The 26,060-nt window shown below is 36.9% G+C and carries 27 protein-coding genes; 1 reads left to right on the top strand and 26 read right to left on the bottom strand.

The features are described 5' to 3' along the window. Positions 1-5: 5 nt before the first annotated feature. The 25 genes from ACN6MX_RS07045 to prsW form a co-directional block, all read right to left on the bottom strand. Positions 6-1,106, bottom strand: a complete 1,101-nt coding sequence (locus ACN6MX_RS07045) for a prephenate dehydrogenase (protein ID WP_419961923.1) — start codon at positions 1,104-1,106, stop codon at positions 6-8. Beyond that, positions 1,106-2,206 carry a histidinol-phosphate transaminase gene (hisC, locus tag ACN6MX_RS07040; RefSeq protein ID WP_419961922.1) on the bottom strand — a complete coding sequence of 367 codons (1,101 nt, stop codon included), beginning with the start codon at positions 2,204-2,206 and terminating at the stop codon, positions 1,106-1,108. Before hisC ends, ACN6MX_RS07045 begins: the two co-directional genes overlap by 1 nt. A 22-nt stretch (positions 2,207-2,228) precedes the next feature. Beyond that, positions 2,229-2,591 carry a chorismate mutase gene (gene aroH, locus ACN6MX_RS07035; protein WP_419961921.1) on the bottom strand — a complete coding sequence of 121 codons (363 nt, stop codon included), beginning with the start codon at positions 2,589-2,591 and terminating at the stop codon, positions 2,229-2,231. After that, complete coding sequence (gene aroB / locus ACN6MX_RS07030; RefSeq protein ID WP_419962570.1) at positions 2,588-3,679, bottom strand: 3-dehydroquinate synthase; 1,092 nt, start codon at positions 3,677-3,679, stop codon at positions 2,588-2,590. The genes aroH and aroB overlap by 4 nt, the downstream gene beginning before the upstream one ends. A gap of 2 nt (positions 3,680-3,681) precedes the next feature. Continuing rightward, a complete protein-coding gene (gene aroC / locus ACN6MX_RS07025) occupies positions 3,682-4,863 on the bottom strand; it encodes a chorismate synthase (protein ID WP_419961920.1) in 1,182 nt (393 codons plus the stop codon). Positions 4,864-5,360: 497 nt separating this feature from the next. Further along, a complete protein-coding gene (locus ACN6MX_RS07020; protein ID WP_419961919.1) occupies positions 5,361-6,131 on the bottom strand; it encodes a CheR family methyltransferase in 771 nt (256 codons plus the stop codon). Between the two features lie 892 nt (positions 6,132-7,023). Next, positions 7,024-7,470 carry a nucleoside-diphosphate kinase gene (gene ndk / locus ACN6MX_RS07015; protein WP_419961918.1) on the bottom strand — a complete coding sequence of 149 codons (447 nt, stop codon included), beginning with the start codon at positions 7,468-7,470 and terminating at the stop codon, positions 7,024-7,026. Between the two features lie 143 nt (positions 7,471-7,613). Next, positions 7,614-8,588, bottom strand: coding sequence for a heptaprenyl diphosphate synthase component II (gene hepT, locus ACN6MX_RS07010; protein WP_419961917.1), 975 nt, complete (start codon positions 8,586-8,588; stop codon positions 7,614-7,616). An 18-nt stretch (positions 8,589-8,606) separates the two neighbouring features. Then, positions 8,607-9,311 (bottom strand): demethylmenaquinone methyltransferase, encoded by a 705-nt coding sequence (locus ACN6MX_RS07005; RefSeq protein WP_419961916.1) that lies wholly within the window; start codon positions 9,309-9,311, stop codon positions 8,607-8,609. A 3-nt stretch (positions 9,312-9,314) separates the two neighbouring features. Beyond that, on the bottom strand, positions 9,315-10,076 hold the full coding sequence (locus ACN6MX_RS07000; RefSeq protein WP_419961915.1) for a heptaprenyl diphosphate synthase component 1: 762 nt from the start codon (positions 10,074-10,076) through the stop codon (positions 9,315-9,317). Between the two features lie 60 nt (positions 10,077-10,136). Beyond that, positions 10,137-10,358: a trp RNA-binding attenuation protein MtrB gene (gene mtrB / locus ACN6MX_RS06995; RefSeq protein ID WP_419961914.1), complete on the bottom strand. Its 222-nt coding sequence runs from the start codon at positions 10,356-10,358 to the stop codon at positions 10,137-10,139. Positions 10,359-10,425: 67 nt separating this feature from the next. Then, a complete protein-coding gene (gene folE / locus ACN6MX_RS06990; RefSeq protein WP_419961913.1) occupies positions 10,426-10,995 on the bottom strand; it encodes a GTP cyclohydrolase I FolE in 570 nt (189 codons plus the stop codon). A 271-nt stretch (positions 10,996-11,266) separates the two neighbouring features. Next, positions 11,267-11,539 carry an HU family DNA-binding protein gene (locus tag ACN6MX_RS06985; RefSeq protein WP_090561787.1) on the bottom strand — a complete coding sequence of 91 codons (273 nt, stop codon included), beginning with the start codon at positions 11,537-11,539 and terminating at the stop codon, positions 11,267-11,269. Between the two features lie 172 nt (positions 11,540-11,711). Further along, positions 11,712-13,190: a stage IV sporulation protein A gene (gene spoIVA, locus ACN6MX_RS06980; protein WP_419961912.1), complete on the bottom strand. Its 1,479-nt coding sequence runs from the start codon at positions 13,188-13,190 to the stop codon at positions 11,712-11,714. A gap of 75 nt (positions 13,191-13,265) precedes the next feature. Then, positions 13,266-13,976 (bottom strand): lipoprotein, encoded by a 711-nt coding sequence (locus tag ACN6MX_RS06975; protein ID WP_419961911.1) that lies wholly within the window; start codon positions 13,974-13,976, stop codon positions 13,266-13,268. Positions 13,977-13,988: 12 nt separating this feature from the next. Further along, complete coding sequence (locus ACN6MX_RS06970; protein WP_419962569.1) at positions 13,989-14,168, bottom strand: DUF2768 domain-containing protein; 180 nt, start codon at positions 14,166-14,168, stop codon at positions 13,989-13,991. Between the two features lie 779 nt (positions 14,169-14,947). Beyond that, positions 14,948-15,967 carry an NAD(P)H-dependent glycerol-3-phosphate dehydrogenase gene (locus ACN6MX_RS06965; RefSeq protein ID WP_419961910.1) on the bottom strand — a complete coding sequence of 340 codons (1,020 nt, stop codon included), beginning with the start codon at positions 15,965-15,967 and terminating at the stop codon, positions 14,948-14,950. 30 nt (positions 15,968-15,997) lie between these two features. Beyond that, positions 15,998-17,308, bottom strand: a complete 1,311-nt coding sequence (gene der / locus ACN6MX_RS06960; protein WP_211893927.1) for a ribosome biogenesis GTPase Der — start codon at positions 17,306-17,308, stop codon at positions 15,998-16,000. Positions 17,309-17,409: 101 nt separating this feature from the next. Continuing rightward, a complete protein-coding gene (rpsA, locus tag ACN6MX_RS06955; protein WP_419961909.1) occupies positions 17,410-18,558 on the bottom strand; it encodes a 30S ribosomal protein S1 in 1,149 nt (382 codons plus the stop codon). 93 nt (positions 18,559-18,651) lie between these two features. Further along, positions 18,652-19,239, bottom strand: coding sequence for a lysophospholipid acyltransferase family protein (locus tag ACN6MX_RS06950; protein WP_419961908.1), 588 nt, complete (start codon positions 19,237-19,239; stop codon positions 18,652-18,654). Position 19,240: 1 nt separating this feature from the next. Beyond that, positions 19,241-19,915: a (d)CMP kinase gene (gene cmk, locus ACN6MX_RS06945; RefSeq protein WP_419961907.1), complete on the bottom strand. Its 675-nt coding sequence runs from the start codon at positions 19,913-19,915 to the stop codon at positions 19,241-19,243. Positions 19,916-20,086: 171 nt separating this feature from the next. After that, complete coding sequence (locus ACN6MX_RS06940; protein WP_419961906.1) at positions 20,087-20,734, bottom strand: flagellar brake protein; 648 nt, start codon at positions 20,732-20,734, stop codon at positions 20,087-20,089. Positions 20,735-20,810: 76 nt separating this feature from the next. Continuing rightward, complete coding sequence (locus tag ACN6MX_RS06935) at positions 20,811-22,094, bottom strand: PepSY1/2 domain-containing protein (protein WP_419961905.1); 1,284 nt, start codon at positions 22,092-22,094, stop codon at positions 20,811-20,813. A 9-nt stretch (positions 22,095-22,103) separates the two neighbouring features. Continuing rightward, complete coding sequence (gene sleB / locus ACN6MX_RS06930; protein WP_419961904.1) at positions 22,104-22,919, bottom strand: spore cortex-lytic enzyme; 816 nt, start codon at positions 22,917-22,919, stop codon at positions 22,104-22,106. 43 nt (positions 22,920-22,962) lie between these two features. Then, positions 22,963-23,655, bottom strand: coding sequence for a glutamic-type intramembrane protease PrsW (gene prsW / locus ACN6MX_RS06925; protein ID WP_419961903.1), 693 nt, complete (start codon positions 23,653-23,655; stop codon positions 22,963-22,965). A 68-nt stretch (positions 23,656-23,723) separates the two neighbouring features. Here prsW and ACN6MX_RS06920 point away from each other — a divergent pair, with 68 nt between their 5' ends. After that, the gene (locus ACN6MX_RS06920; protein ID WP_419961902.1) at positions 23,724-24,689 is read left to right on the top strand and encodes an asparaginase; all 966 of its coding nucleotides are present in this window, start codon (positions 23,724-23,726) and stop codon (positions 24,687-24,689) included. Between the two features lie 371 nt (positions 24,690-25,060). Here the strand turns inward: ACN6MX_RS06920 and ACN6MX_RS06915 are convergent, their stop codons facing one another. Continuing rightward, positions 25,061-26,038, bottom strand: a complete 978-nt coding sequence (locus ACN6MX_RS06915; protein ID WP_419961901.1) for a YpdA family putative bacillithiol disulfide reductase — start codon at positions 26,036-26,038, stop codon at positions 25,061-25,063. Positions 26,039-26,060 lie beyond the last annotated feature (22 nt).

The following is a 26,060-nucleotide window of genomic DNA, read 5'->3' as shown; positions in this document are numbered from 1 at the left end:
CCTCCTTATGAAATATACGTTTCAAATGTTGTGTTCTCAGCAATACACTCAACTGCCTTAATACGATCATCTGTCGATTGAAAGCTTATAACTAGTATCCCAAAAACATCTTCACGCGTTTCTACAATTCGTAAGTTTGTAATACTAATATCGTCTTTTGCTAAATACCCTGTTATCTCGGAAATGACCCCAGGATAATCTGGTACATCAACATACAGATCAAATACGCTAAACATTGCCCCTTGAGTATTGATAGGAAGATCATCGCGAATTCTTTTAGCCGTAGTAAAATAATTTTCTATATCACTCGAATCTGCGTATGAAAGCAATTCTTGTAATTTAATCATTTCATTTGTCCATGCTTGTAATTGAGAAGTTAGTTCCTTACGATTTTGAAGCGTTATATCTCTCCATACAATTGGATTGGCGGAAGCAATTCTTGTTAAGTCACGAAATCCCCCGGCTGCAAGTTGTTTCGTAAAAGGATATTGTTCGTTTTCAAAAGATAATTGATGTACAAGCGAAGCAGCAACTAAATGAGGAAAATGACTAACTACAGCAGTCATATGATCGTGTTCCTCCGCGTCTACTTGTACTAGCTTCGCTTTCGTTACTCTTAATAGTTCTATCAGCACTTGAATACGGTCATTCGATTCGTTTTCAAAAGGTGTGAGTAAATAATAGGCATTTTCGAACAAGATTGGTCTGGCAGCCTCCACACCACTTTTATGAGAGCCAGCCATCGGATGTCCGCCTATAAACGTAATGCCCTTATCTTTTAATGAAATGGCAGCTTTCATAATTTCTTTTTTCGTACTTCCTGTATCTGTTACAATTACTTCATTCTTTAGCTGCCATTTCGGCAATTCATGCATCAAACGGATTGTTTCACTTACTGGAGTAGCAAAAACAATTACGTCCGCAAACTCAGTTCCATCTATCATATCAATGGCCATCTCATCAATGACGCCAATTCGTTTTGCTGTACGAAGCGTATGATCATTTGCATCATATCCAATAATTCTTACATCTTTATTACGCTTTAGACCAAGTGCTAGGGAACCACCTATTAATCCGAGACCTATAATGAAAACAGTTTGCTGCATTATAAGACGCCTTCCTCTTTTAGAACCTCATCTAGCTTCTCCAATAACTCGCTATTTTGCTGTTCAGTCCCAATTGTTATTCGTAGGTATCCTGGTTTTCCTAATGCATTCCCACTTCGAACGATAAATCCTCGCTTCATCAAACCTTGGAATACTAGATCGCTGTCAGCTTTCACTTCCATTAATATGAAATTAGTTTGCGAAGGGAAGTAATCCAGATTTCTTTCTTTGCAATATGCCACGTATTGAGCTTTCCCAGCGTTATTTTTCTCTTTACATTGTTCTATAAATGCATGATCTTCTAATCCAATAAGCGCTACCTGCTGACTTATCACAGTATTATTGAATGGTTCGCGTGTAGGTTCTAATTGAGCGATAACCTCCTCTGAACCAATCGCATAGCCAACACGGAAGCTTGCAAGACCATATGCTTTTGAGAATGTACGCATTATTAGTACATTAGGGTGACTTTCTAATAACCCAAGAGAATGTGTGTAGTTGTTGTCTGTTATGTATTCCGTGTATGCTTCATCTAAAACTATTAAAACATCATTTGGAACTCTTTCGATAAAATCTTTCAATTTATCGCTAGGCGTTAATGTCCCTGTTGGATTATTTGGATTACACACCCAAATGATTGCAGTATTTTCATCAATAGCTGCTAGCATATTGTCTAAATCATGCTCCCCGTTTGTTGTAAGCGGGATTTCACGTACTTCTGCTCCTTCAACAATCGCATTATGCTTATATTGACCAAATGTTAAGTCAGCCATAATTGTGTTTAATCCAGGTCGTAATATAGCTCTTGAAACGATTAGTATGTTCTCATCAGATCCATTACCAAATAATAATTGTGTTTCAGAGATGTTTAAATGATTCGCTACAGCTGTTCTTAAATTTGACGCATATCCATCAGGATAGATGGCAAAATCTAGATTCGCATTATCGAAGTATTCTTTTACTTTAGGTGATGCCCCGTATGGATTTTCATTAGATGCAAGTTTTGTCACTTTTTCTAAGTTAAACATTTTCTTCACTTCATCGGATGTCTTACCTGGCTGATATGCATGTAATCCATTGATCTGTTGTTTGAATTTCATTTTAAACCCTCAATTCTATAAATTATTTTAGTAAATCTGGTCTTAATGCGACAGCATTATTTAAATAGATATGTTGGACTTCTTGCTGTGTTTTTTCCGTATTCACATGCATTAGTAATCGAATACACTTTTCTAACGCCTCAGGAACGTTCATTTCATGGGTGCACATTACCGGGACATACGTCCATCCTTCTATGCCACGAACGGCTCTTGCTGGAAATGCAGAAGTAATATCCGTCGTCGTTGATATGATGACGGAAGCAATGTCTTCAGGTAAAATATCATTTGATTTTGCCATCTCTTCCACAAGACGTCTAGTTTCCTGAAGTACTAATTCATTTGAATCCGCTGTTACTGTAGTTGCTCCTCTTATACCTCTAATCATTCGTTACCCTCCTTAACCCATTCTCGCAGCTGTTCATCACATTTTTTTACTTCTTCCATCGAAATTTTTTGCACAAATGGATCTCCAATTTTTTGAAGTAATGCAAAATGAAGTTCTCCATTCGTCGTTTTCTTATCTTTCAACATAAATTTAGATAAAATTTCAAATGGACACTGAAGCACATGTTTAAAGTTATAGCCAAGTCTATTCGCTAAATCATACACGCTTTTAGCATATCCTGCTGTCACATTTCCATGAAGCTCACTTAGCATTAATGCAGGAATCATACCTATCATCACTGCCTCGCCATGAGTGATTTTCCCGTAACCTATTGTTGCTTCAATCGCATGACCATATGTGTGACCAAAATTCAAAAATTTACGATAGGACTGTTCTTTTTCGTCTAATTCGACAATATGTGCTTTTACACGAATTCCTTTTTCTAGCCACCGTAATAATTCTTTTTTATCAATTGCCTTTAAGTTAGGGAGAGCAAGAAAGTCATCCATCCAGTTAGCATCACTTATTAATGCATGCTTGATCACTTCAGCAAGACCCGAGCGAACTTCTGCTTCTGGTAAAGTTTTTAAAAAATGAAAATCATATATTACTCCCGTAGGTTGATAGAAAGCCCCAATCATATTCTTTCCGTTTGGGTGATTAATCGCAGTTTTACCACCAACGGCACTATCATGCGCTAATATAGTCGTTGGAATTTGGTAAAAAGGAATACCTCGCATAAAAGTAGCGGCCACAAAACCAGTAAGGTCCCCAACTGCTCCTCCTCCAAGTGCAAGAAGAGCAGAATTTCTAGTACAATTTTCTTCTAATAAAAATGATTGGACTTGATAATAAGATTCAAACGTTTTGCACGCCTCACCGTTTGGAACGATATAAAGTTTAAATGGTAGCGTAAAGTTAGTGCGAACATATTCTTCGTGTAAACTCCACACATTTTTATCCGTAATAAGCACTAGATGATCATATTTCGCTAATGCATCCGCCTGTCTTTCACAAAAAAATTGTAAAATACTCTCTCCTAAATGAACGTTGTATACGGAGTCTTTCGTTTTAACTTGGATAGACATCATTAAAACCCCTTTGTATATGCTCTATGACTCTCTATATCTGCAAGTAATGTATCTATTTTATCGCTATGGAAGGTATCTAATACTGCTTGTGCAACCTCCCAAGCAATAACCGCTTCGGCAACTACGGATGCTGCTGGTACGGCACAACTATCCGATCTTTCAATACTTGCCTTAAAAGGTTCCTTCGTATCAATGTCTACGCTTTGAAGTGGCTTGTATAGGGTAGGAATTGGTTTCATTACCCCACGTACTACTATTGGCATTCCCGTAGACATACCACCTTCTAGACCACCTAGACGATTTGTATCACGTGTATATCCATCAGCCTCACTCCAACTAATCTGATCATGCACTTGGCTTCCAAATAGATTAGCCATTTCAAATCCTAATCCTACCTCTACACCTTTAAATGCATTAATGCTCATCATCGCCATTGCCAATTTACCGTCTAGCTTACGGTCATAATGTACATAGCTGCCAACTCCTGCTGGCATACCAGAAACGATTACCTCTACCACTCCACCAATCGTATCTCCAGCCTTTTTTGCATTGTCTATGGCTTCTACCATTTTCGCCGATGCATCTGGATCTAAGCAATAAACCGGGTCAGCTTCTACAATCTCACGAATTTCTTCGATGGTTTTACCATTTGCCGAATTTAAGTCAGCTTCAATTCCACCAATTTTCGTAACATGAGCAACAATGGAGATACCTAGTTTACTTAACAATTCTTTTGCGACTGCTCCTACTGCAACTCTTACCGTAGTCTCACGTGCTGATGACCGCTCTAGAACATTACGTAAATCACGATGTCCATACTTCATGCCCCCAACTAAATCTGCATGTCCAGGACGCGGTCTCGTAATTTGTCTTTTAATATCCTCAGGATCGATTTCATCTCCCAGAGGCTCAATCCCCATTATATTTGTCCAATGCTTCCAATCATCATTATTCACAACTAGGCAAACTGGAGAACCTAATGTTTTTCCATGGCGTACACCTGAGGTAATAGTTACAGTATCTTTTTCAATTTGCATACGTCTTCCCCGACCATGTCCACCTTGACGACGTTTTAATTCCTTATTTATCATTTCACTCGTTATTTCTAATTGAGCGGGTAACCCCTCAATAATCGCTGTTAGTTGTGGTCCATGTGACTCACCTGCAGTTAAATATCTCACAGCACTTTCCCCCTTCAACTCGCTAAAGTATTTGTTTATCACTATATCAAAATTTCAGATCAATGTATAGAAAAAAAGCGGCATCTCCTACAAAAGTCCCAACAGCGTTCTTCTGTGACGAGCTTCGCGCTGGAACAGGCGTTGGAAGAGTGACAATAAAGGCATTCTTTTGCTCTACCTGGATCTTAAAACGACTCGAAGGGCTAGCGTCTCGAAAAGCAAAAGCGCCAGCAAAAAGCTCGTTGCAGTATAAAAACCATTTCTCATCTGAAGGTGTCCTTTGCTCATTGATCGATTGACAGAATGGAATGATCGATTTTTTGATTTATTGTTCGATTTTATCACTTCATTGATCGATTATCTTGACCTATCGATTGATTATTCGTTTTCATTGATCAATTATCGCTTTTTTTCAAATACTGCTGAATTTGCTCAGCGTTTTATTCATTATCTTTGCTTAGAAGAAAAACTGTCCGGAATTTCTCGGACAGTTCCATTTATTTTTTCCGATAAAAGAAAGTGTCTTCCGTTTCAAATCCATATTTTCCAGGATTGAATATCTGTTCAGTACTACCGACAAATAGAATTCCTCCGGACCTAAGCGAATTACTAAAGTTTTGATAAATTTGATCTTTTGCTTCTTCTGTAAAATAAATCATGACATTCCTACAAACAATCAAATCAAAGTTTTTATCATATGTATCTTTCAAAAGATTATGTTTTTTAAATGTTACTGTCTTTTTAACCGAATCACTCATCTTATAAAATGGAGGTTGGTTCTCAAAGTACTTATTCTTCATATCTGTTGGAACCTCGGCAAGGGAACGTTCGGGATAAATACCAACCTTCGCACGTTGTATTGCATTTTCATCTAAATCCGTTGCATGGATAGCAACTTGAGATAAAGGAACATGATTGGACAAAACCATTGCAATTGTATAAGGTTCTTCACCAGTTGAACATGCTGCACTCCAAATTTTTAGACGTTTATTTGTTTCTAATAATTTGGGGAATATTTTAGTTTGTAATATATCCCAGCGTTTCGCATTCCGATAAAACTCTGAAACATTTATCGTCATTCTGTCTAGAAATTCATTCATTAAATCTCTATTAGAGTCAAGAGCCTGATAAAATTCAACAAAATTTTTATATCCCTTTTTTTCATACAAAGAGGTAAGTCTACGTCGCATCTGCGCCTCTTTATACGCCGCAAGGTCAATACCTGTTTTTTTCTTAATGGAATCCACAAATTTAATATAGTCCGGCAAAATGACTTCGCCCCTTTCAGAAAACCTATATTTAGTATATCTTATACATAGCATTTCGAACATACAAAAAGACAGACAAATATGAACATTTGACCGTCTTTTTGTATGTTGGTATACGAATCTCTCGTAGAGCAGCTATTCTCTCTCGTATGAGCACGATTCTCTCTCGCAAAAACATGGATGCCTCTCGTATAAGCCCCGCTCTCTCGTAGAGCAGCTATTCTCTCTCGTATAGGCACGATTCTCTCTCGCAAAAACGTATATGCCTCTCGTATAAGCCAGACTCTCTCGTAGAGCAGCTATTCTCTCTCGTATGAGCACGATGCTCTCTCGCAAAAACGTGGATGCCTCTCGTATAAGCCAGGCTCTCTCGTAGAGCAGCTATTCTCTCTCGTATAGGCACGATTCTCTCTCGCAAAAACGTATATGCCTCTCGTATAAGCCAGGCTCTCTCGTAGAGCAGCTATTCTCTCTCGTATAGGCTTGAAACTCTCTCGCAATAACGTGGATGCCTCTCGTATAAACCTAGCTCCCTCGTAGAGCAGCTATTCTCTCTCGTATAAGCTCGAAACTCTCTCGCAAAACTGCGGATGCCTCTCGTATAAGCCTAGCTCTCTCGTAAAGCAGCTATTCTCTCTCGTATAGGCTCGAAACTCTCTCGCAAAACCGTGAATGCCTCTCGTATAAGCCTGGCTCTCTCGTAGAGCAGCTATTCTCTCTCGTATAAGCTCAAAACTCTCTCGCAAAACGTGGATGCCTCTCGTATAAGCCTGGCTCTCTCGTAGAGTAGCTGTTCTCTCTCGTTCGCACCCCATTCGCTCTCGGTTAAGTATTTATACCAAACAAAAAAATGGTTGTTTATGACCGAAGTCATAAACAACCATTCTCTTTATTAGTTAATCCAGTTGTTAGCATCTTTTTTGTAAGATACTAGTTCTTCTTGTTTGAAGAATAATCCGATTTCGCGTTCAGCGCTTTCAGGAGCGTCAGAACCGTGGATAATATTTTTCCCTACAGTTACTGCAAAATCTCCACGGATAGTTCCTGGTGCAGATTCTTTAGGGTTTGTAGCACCCATCATTAAACGAGCAGTCGAGATAACATTTTCGCCTTCCCAAACCATTGCGAAAACTGGTCCAGAAGTGATGAAATCTACTAATTCACCGAAGAATGGGCGTTCTTTGTGTTCGCCGTAATGTTGTTCAGCAAGCTCAGCAGGAATTTGCATTAATTTTGCTCCAACTAATTGGAATCCTTTTGCTTCAAAACGACCTACGATTTCACCGATTAAGTTACGTTGTACGCCATCAGGTTTTACCATTAAAAATGTTTTTTCCATAGTTAACACTCCTCGAATATATATAATGGACTTTATTCTCCACCGTTACAAATATTATCATTATAATTCATTATTTTCAAATTAAATTATAAACTGGTGATTAGCTTCATGTTTTTTAAAAGTATAACTAAAACTATTTCTATTTAAAATTTTCTTTTACTCATAAACAATGCAATGTTTTGTAACGATTTCTTTGCGGAGTTTGCCGGTAGTTGTTTAACTTCATTTAACGCCTTTTGCAAATATATATTACTGATTTGTTTGGCACGATTAATACCGTCTGATTCGCGAATTTTCGCTAACAGTAGTTGTCGATTTTTGTCACTAATCGTCCCTTCCAATATTTCTCTTAATAAAGGTTCAATGACCGGATCGTTTTTAACGTATAGAACAGGCAAAGTAATATTTCCCTGTGCAAGATCAGATCCAGCAGGTTTGCCCAATTGCTCATCAGTAGATGTAAGGTCCAAAATATCATCAATTATTTGAAAAGACATACCGACATAATATCCAAATCGTTTCAGATGCTCTACAGTTTTCTCATCTGCTTCTGAAGCAATTGCACCTAATTCGCAGCTCGCAGATATTAAAATAGCCGTTTTTCGTTTGATCCGGCGTAAATAGTCTCGAACCGTTTGTTCAAGATAATGTTTATCCTCGATTTGAATAATTTCCCCGATACAAAGTTCCACCATTGTTTGAGATAACACTTCATGTGCATATGTATTTTGTAAATCTGTTATGTATTCAATTGCATTTGCAAAAAGAAAATCCCCTGTATACATCGCGACCCTATTATTCCACTGCGCCTTCACCGTTTCTCTGCCCCGTCTAGTTTCCGCATCGTCAATAACATCATCATGAACGAGAGAAGCCATATGAATGAGTTCAACAGAAACAGCTACTTTTTTTATAGAGTCTATTGAATAGTTTCCAAATTTCGCTGCAAGCAAGACGAAAACTGGTCTAATTCGTTTACCACCAGCAAGTAATAAATGAAGAGACGCCTCATTCAATAAGTGAGAGGATGAATTCACCGCTATAGCTAATTCTTTTTCGATGATATCAAGATCCGATTTTAAATCGGAATAGAGTAACTTTAACTTCATCTTATCCACGGTTACAACCTCACTCACTTATATATCTTTTTTGTATCCAATATGTCTAGCTGCCGCTCCACCACTATATGGTTTGCTAGTTACATTGACTAAGCCTACTTTTTCAAAGAGCTTAGTTAACTCGACTCTATTTGGAAACTCTTTAGCAGATTCCTGTAACCATGAGTATTCTTTATAGCTTTTCGCAAAAAGTTTTCCGAATAAAGGCATGATGTAACGGAAATAGAATCGGAATAATCCATTGAATAATTTCGAATCTGGTGTGGATGTTTCTAAACAAACAACCATTCCACCTGGTTTAACAACACGGTTCATTTCACTTAACACTTGTGTATAGTCTGGAACATTGCGTAAACCAAAACCAATCGTTACATAATCAAAGGAATTATCATCGAAAGGCAATTCCATGGCATTTCCTTGAATTAACTCAATTTGAGAAATATGCTTCACCTTTTCTAGTCCAACATTTAACATGTTTTGACTAAAATCTAAGCCTTTAACTTCGCCAGTTGGTCCAGTTGCCTCAGCTAATGCGATTGTCCAATCTGCCGTTCCACAACATACGTCCAATGCTTTGCTTCCAGCCTTTACTTGCATAGCCTTCATCGTATCTTTGCGCCATGTTTTATGTTGTTGAAAGCTAATAACCGAATTCATCGAATCATAATTATCGGATATTTTTTCGAAAACTTCATGCACATGTTGTTCTTTTGATTTGCCCACGATTTAACCTTCTCTCAACTGCTTTTCTAAGGTGCTTTTCATTAATTTATTTAACATTATATTTTTAAGTTGGTCTTCTAGTAGCTCTGAGTTAGTGATTTCTGCTATGAGTAGAGACTCCACTTTTTTTATCTCCACTTGCAGTAAATTAATATTAGCTTGTAATTGACTAGATTTACTAATATAAAAGGGTTGGCCGCCTTGTTCATATGCAGCAAGTTCTTTTTTTAAAGCAATGAGTAGCAAAGACTCTTTCATAACAAATACATACTCATGAAATGAATAATAATCATATAGTTGTTCAATAGATTTAGATTCAATCAGCTGTATAGATTGCATGAGCTCTTCAAAGCTGTATAATTGTCGATCATAAAATCTAGTTTTCTGTTCAGATATGGTTGCGACACCATTCGACAATTGTTTTATCAAGTCTAATTGTTTGTCGCTAGCTAATAACTGATAATACTTCCCGCTATAATAATCCCCGGCTAAAACTTGTAGTTGCTGTTCCTTGGTCGTTGCATTCAATTCTTTTACTAAGTCATGTGCAGCCAAGGCAGAGAAGATAAGTGTAACTGCGATGGCGGATTTTCTTTGAGACTGTTCCCATTCTTCGCCATTAAAAAGTGGTAAAAGTGTAAAAAACAAACGCTCTTCATCAATGGCAGGAGCCCCGGTATATTTTAACAAAGTATTTTGCTGAACTTGTTTTAGGATACCTTCTTTATACTGCTTTATATGTTGTTTGATCAATGCTTCGTTCATACACTTTACTCCATTTCCCAACTGCGCTTTATCTGTCTATCTGGCTGGCTATTTAAAAAACTATTTTTTAGAATCCGATTGTATAATACCATTTGAAGAATGGATTGATGCTTTTCCTCTGATTTTCATGGCAGATGTATGTTCTGTAAACTGGGCAATCATTACTTCACCATTATCCAGTTTTTCAGAATGATGAAATTTTGTGTCTGTTCCTCTTGTAAGGCCAATTACATGAACACCATCTTCTTCTGCTTTTATCAAAATATAATCTGAACTAGACATATTATAGTCTCCTTTGTTCACAGTCTTTTTCCATCATACCATATTCTAAAGCCGACATCCAAAGGTGTTACTTCATCTGTATGAACGAAAGAATTTCAGAGCGCTTCACATCGTCCGTTTCTAAAATTCCACGTGCTACAGCAGTAACTGTTTTGGCACCAGGTTTTTTTATACCTCGCATCGTCATACACATATGCTCTGCTTCCACTACTACATATACACCGTGCGGATTTAGCATTTGCATTAAATCATCCGCCACACTTGAAGTGATTCTTTCCTGTAATTGAGGGCGTCTTGCAGTTGTCTCTACAGCTCTAGCAAGCTTGCTTAGACCTGTGACCACCCCATTACGAGGGATATATGCGACATGTGCCTTTCCGTAAAAAGGAACTAAATGATGTTCACACATGGAGTAAAAAGGTATATCTTTTACTAAAACTAACTCTTCATGCTCTTCGTTAAAAACAGTTTTAAAATATTCCTTAGGATCCTGGTGTAATCCTTCGAACATTTCTGCGTACATTTTTGATACTCTTTTAGGAGTGTCCAACAATCCTTCTCTATTGGGATCTTCTCCGACTGCTTCTAAAATCATTTTAACAGCTTCTTCTATCTTGGTCAGATCGACTTTTGTCATCTGTAGACCCCCTAAAACTATGTATTATATCAATTGCATCTTAGCATATGACACGCTGATAATAAATAAATTTATCCCAGTATAACAGGCTGTAATTACCCTGTATTAAGTTTTGTTAGAAAAAATCGAGAAAAATCGGTGAGTGATGACACCGAACTTCTTTTTATGGGTCAGTTTAACAACTAAACAATCTGATTGCGTATCTTAATTGAAAAGAACGGCTACCGTGAAGCAAGCTCCACAATAACCGTTCTATGTACTACAACATCAGTTATTTAACTGCGTCTTTAAGTGCTTTACCTGGTTTAAACGCAGGTACTTTGCTTGCAGCGATGTCGATTTCTTTACCTGTTTGTGGGTTACGCCCTTTACGTGCAGCACGTTCACGAACTTCAAAGTTTCCAAAACCGATTAATTGTACTTTTTCACCATCTGCAAGAGCAGTTTGAATTGATTCAAATACAGCTTCAACAGCTTTAGAAGCGTCTTTTTTAGAAAGTTCTGTAGCTTCTGCAACAGAGTTAACTAGTTCTGTTTTATTCATACCATTCACCTCCTCTCAAAGGAAGATAGCTTCAATCCTGTAAAAAGAGTATCACAACAAAAAAACCTTCGCAACACTATTTGTACTAGTTTAGCTAAGTTTCCTCAAAAAAAGGGTAATTTAACGCAATAACAGGACTTTTTGCATAGTCGCAAAAAGTCCTGTATTGGATTCACAATATAAATGTGACCATCCCTCGATCACCTTCGTTTACCATTCTTTCGATCGTTTCTCTCATTCTTTTCTTTGCAACATCAGAAACACTTTCTGTTTTATAACGTAAACTTTCTTTCAATACTTCCACTAGAGAAGTTCCAAAAACCTGTGTTTGCCATAAAGCATCTCGGTCATGTAAATACCCATGTTTTAAATCTTTTAATAATTGCTGACTGTGAAATTCAGAACCGATTAATGGTGCAAATTCTGCTTCCATATCTACTCGAATAATGTGAAGAGAAGCAGCTTTTGCTTTTAAACTTACACCATAGAAATTATTTTGTTTTATAATTTCAGGTGCAGTGGGCTGAAAATCTTGAATAGTTGGCAAAGATACGCCATAACCATGTTTCTTTGCCGCTTCTAATGCTTCCGAAAATTTATTGTAAGCCTTTTTGGCTGTAGAAGCCTCTTTAACAAACAGTAGCCAATCTTTCTTCGACTCAATAGGTTCCTCTAACCATTCATCACAAACCTCTTGAAATACCTCGGGTTTTAAGCCGATTTGTATACATGCAGACCCTCTACCTGGATTTGCCTCTACCACTTCTGCAGATTGGATAAATGGAACTTGCTTAAATCTAGACGCTAATTCCTTCACATCTTTCATTTTGGATACTAATTGTAGCCACTCTTGTAAGGAAGAGGTAATGGCGTTATTAACAAAATGGTCCGGTTCTAATACATCAGTCCAATCTGGCTTAACTAATTCAATATCCGTAATCGGAAATTCATAGAGTGCTTGTTGGAGTATGTATTGAATTTCCTCAGCAGTCATGCGATCTACGGCAGTTGCAATTACTGGAACCTCATGTTGTCTTTGAAGTTCTTCACTTAATTGAATCGTCTCTAAATGTCCTGGATTTTTACTGTTTAGAACGATAACAAATGGTTTACCAATCTCTTTCAATTGTGTAATAATTTGTTGTTCTGCACTTTCAACTGCCAAACGTGGGATATTATTTACTGTTCCATCCGTTGTGACAACAATTCCGATAGTAGAATGATCTCTAATTACCTTATCTGTTCCGATTCGAGCAGCTTCCTCAAAAGGTATTGCTTCGCTATGCCATGGGGTATGCACAAGCTTTTGACCTTCCTCACCAGAATGCGTTTTAATGCCGTCAATCATATACCCAACACAATCTACTAGTCTGATCTGTAAGCGTAGCTGATCTTCTCCTAGTTGGATATTTGTCCCGTGTGCAGGCACAAATTTAGGCTCGGCTGTCATTATTACGTTACCAGGTGAACTTTGAGGCAATTCATCTTGTGCACGTAGACGCTCGGCCTCTTCCTGGATATTCGGGATTACTACTAACTCCATAACTCTTTTTACAAAAGTAGACTTACCTACTCGGACAGGGCCGACTACACCAATATACACATCACCATTCGTTCTTTCTGCTATCTGTTCATACAGTTTACTCGACATGGATACTCTCCTTTCTTAGCAATTTAATATATGCACAAAAAAAACGTTTCATGCATATCGCACGAAACGTCCTTTTTATTTGTTCAACATAAATACAGGTTCATTCTGTTCGTTGACCGTATATGGTAGAGAATAGGCTGGGACAATTGCAAAATTATCCGTTAACAGAAAACGAATGTCATCACCTGGCTCTATTTGTTCTTCTGTTTCTTGAAGTAATCTATTCAATTCTATCGAGTAATCTACATAGACCTCCCCATCACCAGTAGCTACAATCGGTAATTGAGTATCAGAATATGGGCTTTGAACGGATAATTCACCATCATAGCCCATTTTTTTGAAGTCCAGCTTATAAACACCTTCTATAATCGTTTCAGCTATAGGTCCGAAACCATTTATACCTTTTCGATAGTTAATGTCCCTTAGTGTATCCGCAATACGTAAGTCCACCAATTTAACTGTAGGATTCTCTTCTACATCCATTATTACGTATTGATATATACCGCCAGCTTCAAATGAATTGGCAGGAGCTTTTCCAAGTTTAGATGGAATGATTTTACTAAAATCAATTGGGTATTTAATAAATTGATCAGTTTCCATATCACGCGTTTTAATCGGTAATAGACCACCAGAATCTACCCGAAAACTATCAACAGCTTTTTGAACTGCCTCAAGCTGATCCTCATATGGCAATAAATTTTCAGGCTCATAGCCGCTTTTATAGCCACATCCAGCTAAGAAAATCATAAGCGTAATTACAAGGGTAATAAGTTTATATTTTTTCATAGATTCTCCTTACTAAGCCTTAGTTGGGTTAGATATTATATAGATCATCGTAATGAAACCTATAAACAATAATATGTATGCGATACAACCTAATATAAATTTCAAAAATTTATTATTCAACTTATTCTTTACAAAAAACATAAATGCCATAGCTAAAAACATACAGCCCATAGATCCAAACGATATCCACATTTTATCCATTGATGATACTAATAACACCACAACTACTTCCACACCTTTCTTCAATAAAAAAGTATACCACAGAATAAAAGCACAGGGAGCCCTTTAAGGTTAAACCAGTCTCTATCGTTTTCAAAGGGCTTTGGACAGACTTGTTGCTATATTATTACCGAGTAATTTTTAAACTAGGCTGGTCGTGACTGGCCTATCTTTTCTCGGTAATCTTATGGCGTTGGTCTGTCCGTCGCCCTCCTACTACTCTTAGAAACAGGTAAGTGCGTTTTTGGATAACTAGAGAAAAGATACTAACTATTCATAGATGAAGCGAACGAAGATACAATTTCGTTCGCTATTTCGCTACTTTTTTTAGTGAAAACTTACTATTTCTTTCTATTTCCACTAATTTTAAAGAAAATTTACTTTCTACATGCTTCATAAGAGAATATATCCCTAATGAAGCAGAGGGTATTATCCCTAAATCACTCTGACAACTATTAATATCTAAGCGATAAGCTATGGCAGATCTTATAGTGAAGTACTACACATAGTGAAAGGTGGCGAATCAAGCGGGATAAGCGTTAGCTGAAGACCCCGCAGCGCATAAGGATGGAAGGCTAAGTGCGCCACATCGTGTGGCAACGCCTTCATGACCAACATCCTGTTGGCCCGAGGCTGAAGCAACGCCCGCGGAAAGCGTCCACCTGTAACGGAAAACAATAGTATTACTGACTAAATATTATTCGTCAAAAAAGAGTTGTTTTTAACAACAACTCTTTCCATTTGTGACAAATTTAGAACGTTTTATAATCCTCTAATTCGTGTTTTTTAGTGCGATGCATGAGAATGTCTACTGCCTCTTTTGGATTGACCTGTTCAAATAAGACAGAGTATAAAGCTTCTGTTATCGGCATGTCCACTTGCTGTTTAGAAGCGAGCTGATAAGCAGCTTTTGTGGTTCGAACGCCTTCTACAACCATACCCATCTCTTCAAGTACTGTTTCTAGTGTAGCTCCCTTACCTAACATATTACCAGCACGCCAATTCCTAGAATGCACACTTGTACATGTTACGATCAAGTCACCCATACCTGTTAAACCAAAGAACGTGTGGGCCTTAGCACCTAGGCTAATGCCAAGACGAGAGATTTCTGCAAGTCCTCTAGTAATTAGTGCTGCTTTTGCATTATCGCCATATCCTAGCCCATCAACAATTCCAGCCGCTAAGGCTATTACATTTTTGAGCGCTGCTCCAATTTCTACACCAATGACGTCATCGTTTGTATAGACCCGGAAATACTTGTTCATAAACAAATCTTGAATCTTTTCGGCAGCATTCATATTTTCACTAGCAACTGTAATAGTCGTTGGATGCTTTAATACAACCTCTTCTGCATGACTAGGACCAGATAAAACAACTATTGCTTCCGTAACGGTACTAGATAGCTCTTCCTCAATCATTTCAGATATTCTTTTTAGCGAATCAGGTTCAATTCCTTTAGAAACATGTACAAATAGCTTCTTTTCATCCAAGAAAGGCAGCATATTTTGGCAAACTTCTCTAATCGCTTTAGTTGGAACTGCAATCACAATAACATTCGAATATTGGATTGCTTTTTGAAAGTCACTAGTAGCTTTTAAATTTGCTGGTAATGTTGTATCTGGTAAATATTTTTTGTTTGTATGCTTTGTATTTATTTCCGCTGCTTGTTCATCTCTATGTGACCAAAGTAGACAGTCATGGTCATTGTTTGCAAGAACCATTGCTAGGGCTGTTCCCCAGCTTCCTGCACCCAGTACAGTTACTTTTTCCATCGCTATTTCGCTCCTTTAAAACTAATAGGATTAAGTTCTTGCGCGTGTGATAATCCGTATTGGAGTTCCTTCAAAGTCAAAGGACTCTCTGATTCGATTTTCTAAAAATCTTTCATAAGAAAAATGCATCATCTCTGGCTCATTAACAAATACAACGAAAGTTGGCGGTTTAATAGCCACTTGTGTCGCATAGTAAATACGCAGTCTTTTCCCTTTATCAGTTGGAGCCGGATTTCTTGCTACAGAGTCTTCAATTACCTCATTTAATACAGAAGACTGAACGCGCATTGCATGATTTTCACTTACTTGATTAATAACTGGCAACAGTGCATGAACACGTTGCTTTGTTTTAGCAGACACGAAAACAATCGGTGCATAATCTAAAAATTGGAAATGGTCTCTAATTTTCTTCGTCATCACATTCATCGTTTTATCGTCTTTTTCAATAGCATCCCATTTGTTCATGACGATAATCACTGCTTTACCAGCTTCATGGGCGTACCCAGCTATTTTTTTATCTTGCTCTTGAATACCTTCTTCCGCATTCAGAACAACTAAAACAACGTCGGAACGTTCAATTGCCTTTAGAGCACGTAATACACTGTATTTCTCTGTAGTTTCATATACTTTCCCTTTTTTACGCATACCTGCTGTATCAATCATGACGTATTCCTGACCATCAAAAGAGTATTCCGTATCAATCGCGTCTCTTGTTGTTCCAGCGATATCACTTACGATTACACGATCATGACCTAAAAATGCGTTGATCAAAGAAGACTTCCCTACATTTGGACGTCCGATTAGAGAAAACTTAATAACTTCTTCCCCATATTCTATATCCTCTACGTCTGGGAAATTCTTCGCTACTTCATCTAGTAAATCTCCTAATCCTAGTCCATGAGAGCCTGAGATTGGGAAAGGTTCACCTAATCCTAAAGCATAAAAATCATAGAGCAAGTCACGCATATCTGGATTATCGATTTTGTTAACAGCTAATACGATTGGTTTTTTTGTTTTATACAAAATTTTAGCAACGTATTCATCTGCAGCAGTAATTCCTTCACGACCATTTGTCAAGAAAATGATAACATCTGCCTCATCCATCGCTATTTCTGCTTGTTGCTTGATTTGTTCTAAAAATGGTTCGTCGCTTAATTCAATACCTCCTGTATCGATAATATTGAATTCATGTGTCAACCAATCGGCAGAACTATATATACGATCACGTGTAATACCTGGAATATCTTCCACGATAGATACACGTTCTCCTACGATTCGATTAAATATAGTCGATTTGCCGACATTTGGCCTACCAACGATTGCTACTACTGGTTTTGTCATTACTTTTTCATCCTTCCAACTTCGTCTAAGTTGTATTATACAACAAAAAGACAAAAACAGGCGACTTTATTGAAGTCGCCTGTTCAAAATAGAGTATCATTTTAGTTATTGTTGGTGAAGCCTTTCAACTTGTCTCCTAGTACATCACTTATAGAAAATCCTCGTGATTCCTCAGGCATTTGATAGTCTTCTATATTATATCGATCTTCATTTTCAACTAATTCTTTGATGCTTAAAGAGAGACGTTTTTCAGTACTGTTTACTTCTATTACCTTAACTTGTACTTCTTCGCCTTCTTTTAAGACCTCTTGCGGATGACTAATATGCTTATGCGCTATTTGAGAAATATGCACTAGCCCCTCTACTCCGGGGAATACTTCTACAAACGCACCGTATGAAACAAGGCGTTTTACTTTTCCAGGAAGTACAGCTCCTTTTGAAGCTTTTTCTTCAATCTCAGCCCACGGTCCAGGAAGTGTATCCTTGATAGATAAAGAAATTCGTTCCGCATCGCGATCGATAGATAAAACTTTTACTTTAACTTCTTGACCTTCCGTTAAAACGTCTGCAACATTGTCTAAATGCTCATATGAAATTTGTGAAATATGAACAAGTCCATCAACTCCGCCGATATCGACAAATGCACCGAACGAGGCAAGACGTTGTACTTTCCCTGTTAGAATGTCACCACTTTTGATGGATTCAAATGTTTGTTGCTTGTTAACAGATTTTTCGTCTTCTACAACTGCTTTATGAGAAAGAATCAGTCTATTTTTATCTTTTTCGATTTCTACAATTTTAAAGGTCATTACTTTCCCTTTATAATCTTCAAAGGACTCAACGAAATGGTCCTCTATTAGTGATGCAGGAATGAATCCACGAACACCTAAATCTACTACTAGTCCGCCTTTTACTACTTCTTTAACTTCAGTTTCAATTATTTCTCCTGATTGGAATTGCTTCTCTAACTTATCCCAAGCTTTTTCTGCATCCACTCTTCTTTTAGAAAGGACAAAGTTAGCTTCTTCCACTTTAGTAATCATTAGTTCCAATTCGTCACCGATGGAAACGGAGTCGGATGCTTTTTCAATATGCAAGCTAGATAGTTCACTTATTGGAACTATTCCATCAAAAGGTGCACCTTCAATTGATACGATTATAGATTTCTCATCTACCTGTGCAACCGTCGCCTTTACTAGTTCACCCTCTTTAAACTCATTCGTGTCGTTTAAGTTCATTTCTTCTGACATATGATATTCCTCCTTCACAGCGTCTCTATTCTATTTTATGCGAATGGGCACAGAATTACAAAAGGAAGCACTTTGCAAATGAAAAGATTCTAATTATTTTGATTTGTGTTCCTTCAGTAATTTAGCAATATTCTCCATTATAATATCTGTCACTTCATCTGCGGAAGCCTTTCTTTCACGGTACGGACTAATATCAATTGGTTCACCGTACACTACTTTTAACTTTTTAAAAGGTTTATAAGGTCCTATAATAGCGCATGGGACCACATTTGCTTCTCCACGTAATGCAAAGAATCCCGCTCCACTAAATCCTTTTCCTAATGTACCATCTTTACTTCTAGTCCCTTCAGGAAATAATCCGACCACTTCTCCCTCTTTTAAAAGCTTAATAGCAGTTCGAAGAGCATCCCGATCACTCAGCCCTCTTTTTACCGGGAAAGCATTCACACCTGGTAAAATCCCTTTTAATAGCGGGACATTAAATAATTCTGCTTTTGCCATGAAATGGACTGGTCTAGGTGCAAGTATACCTACCACTGGCGGATCTAATGCATTAATATGATTAGAACATAGTAAAATTCCACCATCTTTCGGGAAATTTTCCGTTCCAATAACTTCAAATCTATAAATTGGTTTCAACGCTGAAAAAACAACCGTTTTTGCAAAGGAGTAAAGATTCAAATTAGGACATCCTTTCTCTAGCAAGCTGCATAATTTTTTCTGATACTTCATCAACCGTTAAGGATGTTGTATCAATAAAAATTGCATCCTTTGCCTGTATTAATGGGGAAGCTTGTCGTTCACTATCTAACTTATCTCTAAGACTAATCTCTTGTTTAAGTTCTTCTAGGTTTGTTTCAATTCCTCTATTTTGGTTTTCTAAATATCTTCTATTTGCTCTTTCTTCCACACTGGCACTCATAAAAATCTTCAGCTCAGCATCCTTTAATACATGGGTACCGATATCTCTACCATCCATTACGATACTTCCGTTTTTACCCATTTCCATCTGTCTTTTAACCATTTCTTCACGTAATGTTGCATGTGCAGCAACTGCTGAAACAGATGCTGTAACCTCTTTTGAACGAATTTCCTCAGTGACAGCCACATTATTAAGAAATACCAATTGACCGGCCGGAGAAGGTTTTAACTCTATAAAAGTTTCCTTTAATAAGCTTGTTAATTTATCTTCATCTTGCAAATCTATGTTCTCTTGCAGTGCTTTATACGTGATTGCACGGTACATAGCACCTGTGTCTACATATGTATACCCTAGTAACTCCGCGGTCTTTTTAGCTATTGTACTTTTACCTGCTGCTGCCGGTCCATCAATGGCTATTTGTATTTGTTTTTTCAATCTATTTGCCTCCACTCTATTCCTTTATATTTTATCATAGAACTGTATTAATGAGAAAAAAGCAAGTTCCCTTAATGATAACTTATTTTTAATAGTTAACGAAAAGTTCTGCCGTAAATTTTAAGAGGCTACACAAAAGTTATACTTTTGAGCAGCCTCTTTTCTTTTGATTTACCCCATAGTTTTCTTTCGAATCAATAGTTGACGTTCAAAACAGAATCGTACTATTTGTTGTTTATCTAGGTCATCCGTATCTGTAAAATGCAAAGAAGCAATAGTAAGGGACCCTTTTTCCCAAATCCTAACTACTTGGGCTAGTGTTGTGACATATTTAATATCACCATTATTAAACAACAGAGGAATGAGTAGTGATACTTCATCTCCGGCTTCAAAGTTTACTGGTTTGTTTAAGATAACAGCCGTTCCGCCAGCACTTATATCATCTGTAACGAATTGATATCTTTCCTCATCAAATTGGATAGAAATATCTATAGAAGTGCTAACACGAACAAAATCTCTACGTTGTATACGCAAAAATTCGGATTCAGCCGGAAGTGCAAGCTTAACCATAGGTATTTGTTTTGATTTTTTTCCCAATACCTCAGTTTGAAATGCATAAACCGCCTTTGAATCTTCCACGAAAGTTGCTCTTAGCTGCATACCATCCATTAAAAAAACTGTTCTATTAGAAATTGTATCCATAGGATAATCAATATAAATAAATTGATCGTCTAAATCGACCACTTTACACCGATATTTTTCTGTTTTATCAGTAAAGGTTGGCTCTAACGTTAATTGTGTACCAAGTTTTATTTTCATAAGCAACCCTCTTTAGTGTCATAATATACTTTCTATTATGACATCTAAGAGAGTATTTTTCTATAGAAAAAAAGTTTTATGGGAGTTTATCCGCATGTAAAATTTCGTGGTTTTCGGTATCTATATAAATTTTATATGTGCCAACGGTATCATTCCTAGCTAAAACCTGATAGGCCAAACGTTGTTGGAGTTGTTTGTTTTCAACATAGGCTAAGCGCTCTTCCTCTATAAAAAAGTTACTTGAAAAGAGTTCATCTTTATCTAATGGCACTATTTCTTGCTTAACAATTTTTTCTTTTTGAATATATTCCATTGCATTTAAACCGAGCAATTCGCCATTATCCTTTGCGATTTTTAATTGGATGCCATCCGCATAAATTAATGCATCATTATTCTCGTCTTTTCTCGCAAATGATAAATGCCAAGCTATTGAGTTTTCTCGATATTCTACCATCTCGGTGTCCGTAAATCCAAATGTTTTCATATATTCGGCAGATTTATCTTTCATCTGCTGCGCCGTTATAGTCGTCTTGTCAAAAGGTCTTTCCAGTAAAAATGATAGTATATGCCCGCCCTTTTTTGTTAAATCTGCGTACCCTATTCGAATACCTTTATGGAATTCAATATGGTAAAAAGGATAAGGGGCGTCCTGGGAACTTTCCGTTATGTGAATTTTTGCATCCTTAAACTCTGGAAATAATTTAACAAACTTTTCCTTAGCATCATCTAAAGTAATTTCGATGTCCTGAATATGTTGTAAATCCTTCTTCTTTTGTTGATCCGTTTCACTTGCGGTCATTGGGAAGTCGCTTTCAGTATATGCCTTTACAGAATTACCAAGTGATTTCCAATTCTTCTCACCACTTTTATCTAATTTATTTTGAACAAACGCAGTTACGATAAAATCTTTGTTTCCACCGTCTTTGTTCGTAAATGCCCACTGATCCGAAAGTGCCTGCAAATTTTCTCGAGCACTGACCATGTTCTTTTGCCATTCCTCAATTGGCACCTGGCCGTTTTTTACCTGCGAAGCACCATTACCTAGTCTGTTTAAATAATTCATCCATACTGTAGATGTATCATGACTAATTGGCAATGAACTTATAGAATTTCTTATATCCGAGGAAATTCTCCATACATCTTCTAACGGTTGATCTAAAGCTTCCTTATCCGTAAATAGCATTGTCTGATCTACGGACTCTGTTAACTTAGTCAATTTTTCAGATGCTGAGGTCAATTGATTGGAGTATTGTACTGCTAATGCATTTTCTAGTCGTTTATTCTCAGACTGAACAGAGAAATGATACATTAGGAAGACTACTGCAACGGAAGACACGATTACCCATATAATTTTTTTCATTTTATCTCCTTATGCACAGAAAATATGCTGTCCAATTGTTTTAATTTGTGGTCGACTCCAAATCCATTCACTTGTAGCAGTTTTTGGATTAAAATAATAAATGGCATTTTCAGTTGGATCCCAGCCATTAAGTGCATCTAACACGGCTTCTTTTGCACGTTCATTTGGTTCAAGCCATATTTGACCATCCGCAACCGCTGTAAAGGCTAAAGGCTGAAAAATTACTTCTGAAACCGTATTTGGAAAGTCCGGATGTTCGACCCGGTTTAAAATTACCGCCGCTACAGCAACCTGTCCTTCATAAGGTTCACCACGTGCTTCACCGTATACAGCATTAGCGATTAGTTTTAAATCCTTTTCCGAATATTGCGGGGGTAGTTGCATATTTGTACTCTCTGCTTTTTTGTTTTTTACTTGCTTATCTAAATCCATCCCACCATAATAAGTAAAGCTATTTCCTTTATTTATCTGCTCGTGTACAAATTCTTTATCGTAATCCGAAACGCCTACCAATTTTTTCTTGGTGCCTTCTCCTAGTAGACCGTCGATTGGAAGACCATATTTTTCCTGGAAATTCCTTAATGCCCAATAGGTACTATAACCAAATTTACCATCTATCTCACTCTTATAAAATCCGATATACTGTAGCCTTGCTTGGAGTTCGATAACGTCATCTCCATATGCACCTCGTTCTAATACTTGAGCAGAGAAAGCCTGGGTAGTTGGTTGCTCATGGATCAAAGAAAAACTAATCGTACAAAATAGCAAACTAATCAGGATGTATTTTATTTGTTTCAAACGACATCTCTCCTTTTTACTTAGCATGGAGTAAAATGTGTCAAAATATACAAAAAAAGTCTAGCATGGGCTAGACTTTTTCTTCTACATAATATTCATGATTCTTAAATCTTTTTTTACGAGATAAAACATGAGCTTTCTTTACTTTGGACAAACTAAATAACCATAAAAACAACATAAATGGTACCATTAATAAAAGCTCCAAGCCTGTAATGCCTAGAATACTATTGTAAATAATGTGCAAAGTAATTGGTGCTATCAATGCATAGACTATTTCATAACGAGATTTCGTTACGGTCGTAAATTTTGCTCTACCGATATAATACCCCATCAAAACACCAAATAGTGCATGACTGGAAACTGGAAGAATTGCACGTATAATTGCTTCTTCCATACCAAAATTCAATAAATATAATATATTTTCAACAGTCGCAAAACCTAGAGCTACGCTTGCACCATATAAAATGCCGTCGTAGGGATCATCGAACTCCACATGCTTGTAGATAGCAACAATAAGAACTAGCCATTTAAAGAACTCTTCTAGTGCACTCGTTACAATAGCTTGATGTATAAATGAAGAAGAAAAAATCTGTTCCTCGTGAAAAACATGTTGAATAAATAAGATTGGAAATGTTAATATAGCGCCATATATAAATGTATGTAACAATAATCTGGAGGGTTCTGCAGAAATTTCTTTACGCAAGTAAAAATAACTTAACAGTGCTAATGCAGGGGCTATTGCAACGGAAAGTAGTATGAACATAAACTTACTCCTTCCATTTCATTATTACTATTATACCTTAAATACGCAGAATATGGGAGGTACTTACAATGAAAACTATTTTACTAATCCACACAGGTGGCACAATTTCCATGCAAGTGCATGCAGAAACCGGAGCTGTTGTTCCAGCAGATCAAAATCCACTACTAATTGAGGCAGAAAAACTTAGATCATTAGCCAATATAGTGGAAATAGAGGCATTTAATCTCCCTTCACCCCATATTACACCTGCTGAAATGTTGGAATTGAAACAGCTTATTGACCAGTATATTTTAACTGACGATATTGATGGGGTTGTCATTACGCATGGAACAGATACGTTGGAAGAAACTGCATATTTTTTGGACCTCACGGTTGATACTGAAATTCCAATTGTCCTTACTGGTGCTATGCGCTCTTCCAATGAGATCGGAGCAGATGGATTATATAATTTGATGTCTGCTATCCAAGTCGCTTCTTCCGATGACGCAAAAACAAAAGGTGTATTAGTTGTTTTAAATGATGAAATACATACTGCGGAAAATGTAACCAAGACGCACACAAGTAATGTAAGTACTTTTCAAAGTCCTCAATATGGACCTATTGGTTTTATATCTAAGTCAATCGTACATTTTCATCATTCACCTAATCATCGTATCGTTTTTCCAATTGAGCACATCGAGAAAAAAGTCACATTGTTTAAAGTATATGCTGGAATGGAGCCAGACTTGATAAAAGCTTCGATAGATTTAGGATATGATGGAATAGTATTGGAGGGATTAGGTCAAGGAAATGTACCTCCAAGCCTTGTTTCTGTCATTGAAGAAACATTAAATAAAGGAATTCCAATTGTTTTAGTATCCAGATGTTTTAATGGAATTGCACAAGACGTATATGGCTATAAAGGTGGAGGGAAAGGACTTAAAGAAGCAGGTGTAGTTTTTGCCCAAGGTTTAAATGGACAAAAAGCACGATTAGCCTTACTAATAGCCTTGAACCATCCTAATCCGCAAAAAGCGATCGAAAGTATTTTTTAGAGAATGATTATTAATGGTACGGTATAGAGTAGTTGTCATTACTGAGTGAGTTTACGGCTTGCTACTCTTTTTTAATTTATTTATTCCTCGATTGGATGGTATTTTCTTCACATCATGACCATTACTTGTGTTCACATGTCCGTTACTCGCGTTCAAAAGTATTTTACTTGCTCTCCTTTGCCGTTTACTTGCTCTTGATGAGGATTTACTTGCCTAAAGGTAAATTTTTCTATTTTTTAACTAATATAAGCAATATTTTATAAAATGAAAAAGTTTGCTTTTCTCCATAAAATTTTATGCAAAAAAATCACCTCTAATATCAAAAATACAGAGATGATTTTTTATTTATTATATTTTTTTAGTAATAATCATTACTTGTCGTCTTGTTTTCTTTTTATTTCTTGTGCTATTTGCTCTCCGTGGAATCGTCCATTTTCAATAAAAATTTCATTTGCATTATTACCAGCAGCAATAACACCTGCAATGAAAATTCCTTCTACATTCGTTTCCATCGTTTCCGCATCATAAGCTGGTCTTCCTGTAGCTTCATCAATTTGAATATCCATTTGTTTTAAGAATACATGATCTGGATGATAACCAGTCATTGCAAATACATAATCATTTAGTATTTGAAATTCTCCTGAATGACTATTTTTTAATCTTACCCTAGATGCGTCAATTTCTAATACTTCTGTATTAAAATGCATTTGTACTTCATTATTTCTAACGAGACCATCAAACTCAGGTAGGACCCATGGTTTTATACTTGGCGAATACTCGCTTCCACGGTAAGCTACCGTCACATTAGCCCCAGCTTTGTTTAGTTCTAGGGCTGCATCGATAGCTGAATTTTTTCCACCTATTACCAATACATCCAAACCGAAGTATGGATGCCCTTCTTTAAAATAATGATGTACCTTTGCTAATTCTTCGCCAGGAATGTTCATATAGTTCGGGTGATCATAATAACCAGTTGCAATAACTACATATGTTGCCATATAAGTTTCTTTAGAAGTGTATACCTTAAAACTATTTTCTTGTTTTTCTACTTTTAGCACTTGTTCATATTTATGGACATCAATATTTTTAAGTTTTGCCACTTCTCGATAGTAAACTAGAGCTTGATTTCTTTTTGGCTTTCTCTCTTCTACTATGAATGGAACTTCACCTATGGATAATTTCTCACTTGTACTAAAAAAAGTCTGATGTGTAGGATAATTATAAATAGCCTCCACCACATTCCCTTTCTCGATTACGATGGTTTTTAATCCAATATTTTGCGTAGAAATAGCAGTTGCTAGCCCACATGGCCCTCCTCCGACTATTAATACATCTACCTGTTGATACACAAAAAAACTTCCTTTCTTTTAT

Source organism: Psychrobacillus sp. BM2 (genome assembly GCF_048572895.1).
In the GTDB taxonomy this organism is placed as follows: domain Bacteria; phylum Bacillota; class Bacilli; order Bacillales_A; family Planococcaceae; genus Psychrobacillus.
The sequence above is the reverse complement of the archived record's forward strand: the minus strand, read 5'-3'. Positions and strand labels throughout refer to the sequence as shown.

Bases quoted from the DNA above. Each gene is read 5' to 3' on its own strand.
- spoIVA (WP_419961912.1), bottom strand. From the start codon at position 13,190: ATGTCGAGTAAACTGTATGAACAGATAGCAGAAAGAACGAATGGTGAT.
- ACN6MX_RS06975 (WP_419961911.1), bottom strand. From the start codon at position 13,976: ATGAAAAAATATAAACTTATTACCCTTGTAATTACGCTTATGATTTTC.
- sleB (WP_419961904.1), bottom strand. From the start codon at position 22,919: ATGCTAAGTAAAAAGGAGAGATGTCGTTTGAAACAAATAAAATACATC.
- prsW (WP_419961903.1), bottom strand. From the start codon at position 23,655: ATGTTCATACTACTTTCCGTTGCAATAGCCCCTGCATTAGCACTGTTA.
- folE (WP_419961913.1), bottom strand. From the start codon at position 10,995: ATGACAAAAGTCGATCTGACCAAGATAGAAGAAGCTGTTAAAATGATT.
- ACN6MX_RS07045 (WP_419961923.1), bottom strand. From the start codon at position 1,106: ATGCAGCAAACTGTTTTCATTATAGGTCTCGGATTAATAGGTGGTTCC.
- ACN6MX_RS06965 (WP_419961910.1), bottom strand. From the start codon at position 15,967: ATGGAAAAAGTAACTGTACTGGGTGCAGGAAGCTGGGGAACAGCCCTA.
- ACN6MX_RS06920 (WP_419961902.1), top strand. From the start codon at position 23,724: ATGAAAACTATTTTACTAATCCACACAGGTGGCACAATTTCCATGCAA.
- ACN6MX_RS06970 (WP_419962569.1), bottom strand. From the start codon at position 14,168: ATGTGGATATCGTTTGGATCTATGGGCTGTATGTTTTTAGCTATGGCA.
- ACN6MX_RS06940 (WP_419961906.1), bottom strand. From the start codon at position 20,734: ATGAAAATAAAACTTGGTACACAATTAACGTTAGAGCCAACCTTTACT.
- ACN6MX_RS06935 (WP_419961905.1), bottom strand. From the start codon at position 22,094: ATGAAAAAAATTATATGGGTAATCGTGTCTTCCGTTGCAGTAGTCTTC.
- hisC (WP_419961922.1), bottom strand. From the start codon at position 2,206: ATGAAATTCAAACAACAGATCAATGGATTACATGCATATCAGCCAGGT.
- ndk (WP_419961918.1), bottom strand. From the start codon at position 7,470: ATGGAAAAAACATTTTTAATGGTAAAACCTGATGGCGTACAACGTAAC.
- der (WP_211893927.1), bottom strand. From the start codon at position 17,308: ATGACAAAACCAGTAGTAGCAATCGTTGGTAGGCCAAATGTCGGCAAA.
- ACN6MX_RS07000 (WP_419961915.1), bottom strand. From the start codon at position 10,076: ATGAACGAAGCATTGATCAAACAACATATAAAGCAGTATAAAGAAGGT.
- aroB (WP_419962570.1), bottom strand. From the start codon at position 3,679: ATGTCTATCCAAGTTAAAACGAAAGACTCCGTATACAACGTTCATTTA.
- mtrB (WP_419961914.1), bottom strand. From the start codon at position 10,358: ATGTCTAGTTCAGATTATATTTTGATAAAAGCAGAAGAAGATGGTGTT.
- rpsA (WP_419961909.1), bottom strand. From the start codon at position 18,558: ATGTCAGAAGAAATGAACTTAAACGACACGAATGAGTTTAAAGAGGGT.
- ACN6MX_RS06985 (WP_090561787.1), bottom strand. From the start codon at position 11,539: ATGAATAAAACAGAACTAGTTAACTCTGTTGCAGAAGCTACAGAACTT.
- aroH (WP_419961921.1), bottom strand. From the start codon at position 2,591: ATGATTAGAGGTATAAGAGGAGCAACTACAGTAACAGCGGATTCAAAT.